The 6,199-nt window shown below is 42.9% G+C and carries 9 protein-coding genes and 1 pseudogene; 8 read left to right on the top strand and 2 right to left on the bottom strand.

Annotated elements, in window-relative coordinates; translation table 11 throughout:
* Positions 1–194 precede the first annotated feature (194 nt).
* Complete coding sequence (locus tag F6K37_RS30145) at positions 195–2,708, top strand: autotransporter outer membrane beta-barrel domain-containing protein (RefSeq protein WP_287254175.1); 2,514 nt, start codon at positions 195–197, stop codon at positions 2,706–2,708.
* A gap of 21 nt (positions 2,709–2,729) precedes the next feature.
* On the opposite strand, the gene F6K37_RS30140 is transcribed toward F6K37_RS30145, so the two are convergent.
* Positions 2,730–2,864 carry a hypothetical protein gene (locus tag F6K37_RS30140; protein ID WP_287254173.1) on the bottom strand — a complete coding sequence of 45 codons (135 nt, stop codon included), beginning with the start codon at positions 2,862–2,864 and terminating at the stop codon, positions 2,730–2,732.
* A 45-nt stretch (positions 2,865–2,909) separates the two neighbouring features.
* Between F6K37_RS30140 and F6K37_RS30135 the strand changes: the two genes are divergently transcribed.
* The 5 genes and pseudogenes from F6K37_RS30135 (at position 2,910) to F6K37_RS30115 (ending at position 5,167) form a co-directional block, all read left to right on the top strand.
* Complete coding sequence (locus F6K37_RS30135; RefSeq protein ID WP_287254172.1) at positions 2,910–3,128, top strand: hypothetical protein; 219 nt, start codon at positions 2,910–2,912, stop codon at positions 3,126–3,128.
* Between the two features lie 156 nt (positions 3,129–3,284).
* The gene (locus tag F6K37_RS30130; protein ID WP_287254171.1) at positions 3,285–3,485 is read left to right on the top strand and encodes a hypothetical protein; all 201 of its coding nucleotides are present in this window, start codon (positions 3,285–3,287) and stop codon (positions 3,483–3,485) included.
* A gap of 355 nt (positions 3,486–3,840) precedes the next feature.
* Positions 3,841–4,417, top strand: a pseudogene (locus tag F6K37_RS30125) (REP-associated tyrosine transposase).
* Positions 4,414–4,803, top strand: a complete 390-nt coding sequence (locus F6K37_RS30120; RefSeq protein ID WP_287254168.1) for a hypothetical protein — start codon at positions 4,414–4,416, stop codon at positions 4,801–4,803. The pseudogene F6K37_RS30125 and the gene F6K37_RS30120 overlap by 4 nt, the downstream one beginning before the upstream one ends.
* Positions 4,790–5,167 (top strand): hypothetical protein, encoded by a 378-nt coding sequence (locus F6K37_RS30115; RefSeq protein ID WP_287254166.1) that lies wholly within the window; start codon positions 4,790–4,792, stop codon positions 5,165–5,167. Before F6K37_RS30120 ends, F6K37_RS30115 begins: the two co-directional genes overlap by 14 nt.
* A 25-nt stretch (positions 5,168–5,192) precedes the next feature.
* On the opposite strand, the gene F6K37_RS30110 is transcribed toward F6K37_RS30115, so the two are convergent.
* Positions 5,193–5,567: a hypothetical protein gene (locus tag F6K37_RS30110; protein ID WP_287254165.1), complete on the bottom strand. Its 375-nt coding sequence runs from the start codon at positions 5,565–5,567 to the stop codon at positions 5,193–5,195.
* Between the two features lie 37 nt (positions 5,568–5,604).
* Here F6K37_RS30110 and F6K37_RS30105 point away from each other — a divergent pair, with 37 nt between their 5' ends.
* Entirely contained in the window at positions 5,605–5,748 is a 144-nt protein-coding gene (locus tag F6K37_RS30105; protein ID WP_287254164.1) for a hypothetical protein, read from the top strand.
* Between the two features lie 50 nt (positions 5,749–5,798).
* Positions 5,799–6,137, top strand: a complete 339-nt coding sequence (locus tag F6K37_RS30100; protein ID WP_287254162.1) for a DUF433 domain-containing protein — start codon at positions 5,799–5,801, stop codon at positions 6,135–6,137.
* The last annotated feature ends 62 nt before the right edge of the window (positions 6,138–6,199 follow it).

The following is a 6,199-nucleotide window of genomic DNA, read 5'->3' as shown; positions in this document are numbered from 1 at the left end:
TGGGGAGATGGGGTGATGGGGTGATGGGGTGATGGGGTGATGGGGTGATGGGGACTGTGGGGAGTATTTGCCTATTGCCTATTGCCTATTGCCTATTGCCTATTCCCTGTTCCCTGTTCCCTATTCCCTGTTCCCTAAAAACATCTACCTCACCCAATTCAAAACTGCAATAAACAATAACTAGGAGAATTACCATGGCAGATTATACTCAGTATCCTTACATTGACAAGAGAGTACGTTACTTTGATGGTGAGTTTTTAAAAGACCAGGATTTTATTGATGAACAAAAATATCATATTGACCGACAGCGCCGCCTAGACCAATTCCTCCGGGTTTCGGGAATTTGTGATGGTTTGACCCTTGAGACTACTACTGATCAGGTGATTGTTACCCCTGGTACGGCTCTTGACAGTCAAGGTCGTCAGATTATTTTGAGTACAAACTCTCCGCCAATTGATCTCAGTAGCTACAGAGATCAAGAAGTTGACTTAGTTATTTCTTATCAAGAAGAACAATCAGATCAATTAACTGAGGGGGGTTTGGGTAGTAGTGGTGCTAGGCGCTGGCACGAAAAACCCAATATCCAAGTTGCTGCCTTGGGAAATTTGCCTGAAGACTCAGTTGTTTTAGCAAGGCTGGCAATTAATCGCAGCGGTGTTGTTACTCTTGATTTCACTGTACGTCAGTATTCTGGAGTGCGTTTGCCTAGTGGTAATTTGAGTAATGGTGAAATTACTGGACCGATACTGCGTTCTGATGGTAATAGTGCTAGTAGTTTGGTTGTTATTGATGGTGATTTGAGTGTTACAGGTGATACCACTCTCAATAGTAATCTTAGTGTAGCTGGCAGCTTTAGTGCTAGCAGTAACACCTCTGGTGAGCGTACTCTGCTGATGGAAGCTCCCAACAGCAGCAATCATCGCGGTGACGGTACTCAAGGGGCAACCGGCTTAGTCTATCGAGTCGAAGACAATCCCCCTGAGGGTGATCCTATCTTCCAAGTGAGAAGCTCAGGGGAAGCAGTTCGTTTCTTTGTAGACCATGTTGGATGGACTGGCAGTGCAGACAATTCTGCATGGTTTGGAGGTACTGAAGATAACTACTTCGCAGGCAAGGTTGGTATCGGCACCACAGATCCAGGTTCATCAAAGTTAAAAGTACAAGGGGATTTAACTGTTACAGGCAATGCCACCCTCGAAAGTTTGACCCTCAACGACAATTTCAGCCTAGGCGGTTCTAATACCCTTGGTTTTGATTCTCAATATAGGCAGATGATAAATTTGTATAACCAAGATTATGGCATTGGTGTTCAGAGTAATACACAGTATTTTCGCACGAATAAGAACTTTGCCTGGTACAAAGATGGCTCTCATAACAATGGAGAACTTAATGCTGGTGGTGGCACAGTCGAGATGGTAATTAAAAATGGTAATGTTGGGATCGGCACCACAGATCCAGGTTCATCAAAGTTAAAAGTAGATGGGACTTTAAGTGTTGCAGATAATGCAACTTTCAATAAAGATTTGAGTGTCAGTAGCGATTTGACTGTCACAGGCAATGCCACCCTCGAAAGTTTGACCCTCAACGACAATTTCAGCCTAGGCGGTTCTAATACCCTTAGTTTTGATTCTCAATATAGGCAGATGATAAATTTGTATAACCAAGATTATGGCATTGGTGTTCAGAGCCAGACACAGTATTTTCGCACCGATAAAAACTTTGCCTGGTACAAAGATGGCTCTCATAACAATGGAGAACTTAATGCTGGTGGTGGCACAGTCCAGATGGTAATTAAAGATGGTAATGTTGGTATCGGCACCACAGATCCAGGTTCATCAAAATTAAAAGTACAAGGGAATTTGACTGTCACAGGCAATGCCACCCTCGAAAGTTTGACCCTCAACGACAATTTCAGCCTAGGCGGTTCTAATACCCTTGGTTTTGGCTCCCAAACTAGGCAGATGATAAATTTGTATAACCAAGATTATGGCATTGGTGTTCAGAGCCAGACACAGTATTTTCGCACCGATAAAAACTTTGCCTGGTACAAAGATGGCTCTCATCACAATAACGAACTAAATGCTGGTGGTGGCACAGTCCAGATGGTGATTAAAGATGGTAATGTTGGTATCGGGACAACGAATCCGAATCAGATGCTGGATGTGGTAACCTCAACAAGCTATAGCAACAGAGTAGTTGGAAGGTTTTACCGTCCTGCCGGTGACACTGCTGCATTAATTGAATGTGGTGATGGCAACGAAGCTTTCATTCAATTCAAAAACCAAAACACAGGAGGCAATTCCTGGATGGTTGGTATGGATGACGAGCAATTCAAGATTGCCTATGGCTCTTCAGAAATTACCGATGCTAACCAAAAACTCACTGTCGAACAAAATGGTGATATCAAAGTTCAAGGTCAAAAACCTTTCGAGATTAAAAAATTTGGACCCTTCTCGGGCAGTGACAGTTACAATACCTTATATTCGACTAGTGATTGGGAGGCGGTCATTGCTGGTTTTCGAGCGCTATCGGGAGATATTGCTGAGGCGGGTCCACCCACCAACATCATTCAAGTTTACACCTACATAAATGGAAACAGATGGTATATTTATGCCGATTTCGCCAGCCATGACAATGAGCATGAATATTGGTATGTCTGGGTACTGTTTATCCGCAAGGAGGTTGTAAGCTTTGTCGGGTCAAGGTAAACGCATCGAAGTTTATGAGTTCTATATATAGAATCGTAGGGTGGGAATTGCTGAGGAAGATATTTCATCAGTTACCCCATAAATTAAATGGGCAATGCCCACCAATGCCCAATATCCATAGCCTAACCAACCCAATATCCATAGTTTATTGACCACGATTTTTATTTTGAAATACCTTTTCCTTACTGATTAAACTAAACCATGAAAGAAAAACTCGAACAACGCTTACAATCCCTAAAAACCGAATACGAAGCTGGTCAAAAAATGCTAGCGGAACTAGAAGCAAAACAAGCCAACTTGCGAGAAACCTTACTCCGCATTAGTGGCGCAATTCAGGTACTGGAAGAAACCTTAGGGGAACCAACTGATACAGCGGAAAACAACACTAAGCCATCGGAGGCAGTAGTAGTTGAATCCTAGGGTGGCCATTGCTGATAAATATCAAAATTGAACGGCGATCGCGTAGCGTGACCAAAGGTCAATCAATGAAATAGGCAATGCCCACCAATACCCAAAAGAATGTAGAATGAAGAATTGAGAATGTAGAATGAAGAATTGAGAATCGTAGGGTGGGCATTGCTGATAAATATCAAAATTGAACGGCGATCGCGTAGCGTGACCAAAGGTCAATCAATGAAAAAGGCAATGCCCACCAATACCCGTAGGGTGGGCATTGCTCAGGTGAATTCCGGCAGGATTTGGGGTTGGTTTGAAGCAATACCCACCCTACAAAATGCGATCGCTCTTCTTCTGACCGGGTGCATCTCATATTTGTAAAAAAGTCAACAATCGTAGGGTGGGCATTGCTTAGTATAGCGCTACGCGCAAGGCAAGAGGCAAAAGATAATCGTAGGGTGGGCATTGCCGATAACGATCATGATTGAACGGCGATCAATTAAATAGGCAATGCCCACCAACCAGGTATTGGTGGGCAAAGAGTGATGTGAATTCCGGTAGGGTTGGGGGTTGGAAACCGGCAATGGGTACCCTGGTTGGTGGGCAAAGAGTGATGTGAATTCCGGCAGGATTTGGGGTTGGAAACAGGCTTTTCCCACCCTACAGAATGGTTACGCTATCAACTTTGATTAGTTAGCCTAGAAATTAAACTAGCAATGCCCAGGAATCATCAACCATGCCCGAATATCGTCGAGCCTATGTCCCAGGTGGAACCTTTTTTCTGACCCTGGTAACCTACCACCGCACCCCTCTGTTTTCCGAACCGGAAACTATTGCCTATTTGCGTGCTGCACTTGCTAAAACTCGCACTGAGAGACCTTTTGAAATTACTGGTGCAGTTGTTTTACCTGACCATATTCATTTTTTGTGGACTCTACCCCCAGAGGATACAGCTTATTCATACCGGGTTTCTCGGTTTAAGGTGTTGTTTACGCGATCGCTACGGGGTAAAAAATTCAAGCCACAGAATGTATCGGCATCCCGTCGTAAACACAGAGAAAGTAATGTTTGGCAGCGCCGATTTTGGGAGCATGTGATTCGAGATGAATCTGACTTGCAACAGGTTTTAGATTATATTCATTACAATCCCGTCAAACATGGGTTGGTATCTTGTCCTCATCGGTGGGAGTATTCGAGTTTCACCAGATGGGTTGAAAGAGGTCAGTATCAGATCGATTGGCGTTGTTGTTGCCGGGGGGAGACAACCATTAGTTCCAGATTTTTCGGAAATTGGAGCCAGGATTGGTGAGTGAATTATCAACGGTTGATGGGCATTACCCAGATAATCGTAGGGTGGGCATTGCTGATTAAAATCAAAATTGAACGGCGATCAATTAAATGGGCAATGTCCACCAATATCCAAGAATCCATGGGTACTTGGATATTGGTGGGCATTGCTCAGGTGAATTTGGGCAGCATAGGGGGTTGGAAACCAGCAATGCCCACCCTACAAAATGCTACTTGGTTGGTGGGCATTGCTCAGGTGAATTTGGGCAGCATAGGGGGTTGGAAACCAGCAATGCCCACCCTACTACTACAAAATGCTAGGAAGTCATATCAGATCGAACCAGACGATTTATTAGCGCTATACTTTATGGTAGATAACCCCAAATCAACTTCCAATAATGGAAACAATTAAACTACAGAGTGACTGGGATTCACTAGCCTTGATAGAGTTATTCTGCACTGAACCTCAAACTGTTCGAGCTCAGGATGGTTATTGGTGCTACGAAGTAACCGATACCTCAGATACCACTCTCAAGTTTGGGGTTAATACCATTACTGAATCTATACAAATAGAGCTAAAGCTTGCCGGAGAGTCCAAAGCAATCCTGAGCTTTGAATTAATAGAATCCATCGAAATTATAGACTATCATCAAGGAAAATTTTCTTTTATAGTCGCCCCCGATAATCAAGCAATAAAGACTGTAATGACGATTGAACTACGTCCTAAAATCCAGGTTCACTGTTCTACCCTAAGTCTATCACCTCAGAAAAATTAGGAATTTAGAATTTAGAATTTAGAATTTAGAATTTAGAATTGTAGGGTGGGCATTGCTGATAAAGATCAAAATTGAAGGCCGAACCATGAAATGGGCAATGCCCACCAATACCAAAAATAATGTAGAATGAAGAATTGAGAATTAAGAATTGAGTCGCGAGAATCGTAGGGTGGGCATTGCTTAGAAAGATCAAAATTGAACCCCGATCAATGAAATGGGCAATGCCCACCAATACCAAAAATAATGTAGAATGAAGAATTGAGAATTGAGATAATTGTAGGGTGGGCATTGCTGATAAAGAACAAAATTGAACCCCGATCAATGAAATGGGCAATGCCCACCAATACCAAAAATAATGTAGAATGAAGAATTGAGAATTGTAGAATTGTAGGGTGGGCATTGCTGATAAAGAACAAAATTGAACCCCGATCAATGAAATGGGGAATGCCCACCAATACCCAATAATCTTTTCCCACCCGACAAAATGCGATCGCTATCAACCATTGGTGGGCATTGCTCAGGTGAATTCCGGCAAGGTTGAGGGTTGGAAACCAGCAATGCCCACCCTACCAAATGTGTAATCTTGCTTCTTGTGTAGGATCAAGATAGCAACAGAGTTCTCAGACCAATCATGCAACTGGAAGATTATTTTGTATTTCTTGCCCCTAATGATATCCGAGTCAGAGGCACAAGAGTAGGAATTGAAACCATCCTCTATGATTTCATCCATCGTCAGCGTACTCCTGAAGAAATTTACCAAAGTTATCCAACCCTGGAACTAGAGCAAATTTATGCTACGATTCTGTATTATCTGCATAACCAAGAAACTGTGAGTACTTACCTGACTAATTGGTTAGACCATGGTCGTAAAATGCTAGAACAACAGCAGCAAAATCCTTCCCCAGTTGTGGTCAAGCTGATGCAACTCAAGGCTGAACGAGAAGCGATCAAGAAGGGAAATGACCATTAAGTATCTACTGGATGAAAATGTTGATCATATCTATCAAACTCAACTGCGACTGTACAAACCAG

The sequence above is a fragment of the Moorena sp. SIO4E2 genome, assembly GCF_010671945.1.
GTDB lineage: Bacteria > Cyanobacteriota > Cyanobacteriia > Cyanobacteriales > Coleofasciculaceae > Moorena > Moorena producens.
This window is presented reverse-complemented; position numbering and strand designations above follow the sequence as displayed.

Coding starts and splice junctions, on each gene's coding strand:
- F6K37_RS30115 (WP_287254166.1), top strand. CDS start 4,790: ATGGAAACAATTAAACTACAGAGTGACTGGGATTCACTAGCCTTGATA.
- F6K37_RS30105 (WP_287254164.1), top strand. CDS start 5,605: ATGGGGAATGCCCACCAATACCCAATAATCTTTTCCCACCCGACAAAA.
- F6K37_RS30135 (WP_287254172.1), top strand. CDS start 2,910: ATGAAAGAAAAACTCGAACAACGCTTACAATCCCTAAAAACCGAATAC.
- F6K37_RS30110 (WP_287254165.1), bottom strand. CDS start 5,567: ATGCCCACCCTACAATTCTACAATTCTCAATTCTTCATTCTACATTAT.
- F6K37_RS30145 (WP_287254175.1), top strand. CDS start 195: ATGGCAGATTATACTCAGTATCCTTACATTGACAAGAGAGTACGTTAC.
- F6K37_RS30100 (WP_287254162.1), top strand. CDS start 5,799: ATGCAACTGGAAGATTATTTTGTATTTCTTGCCCCTAATGATATCCGA.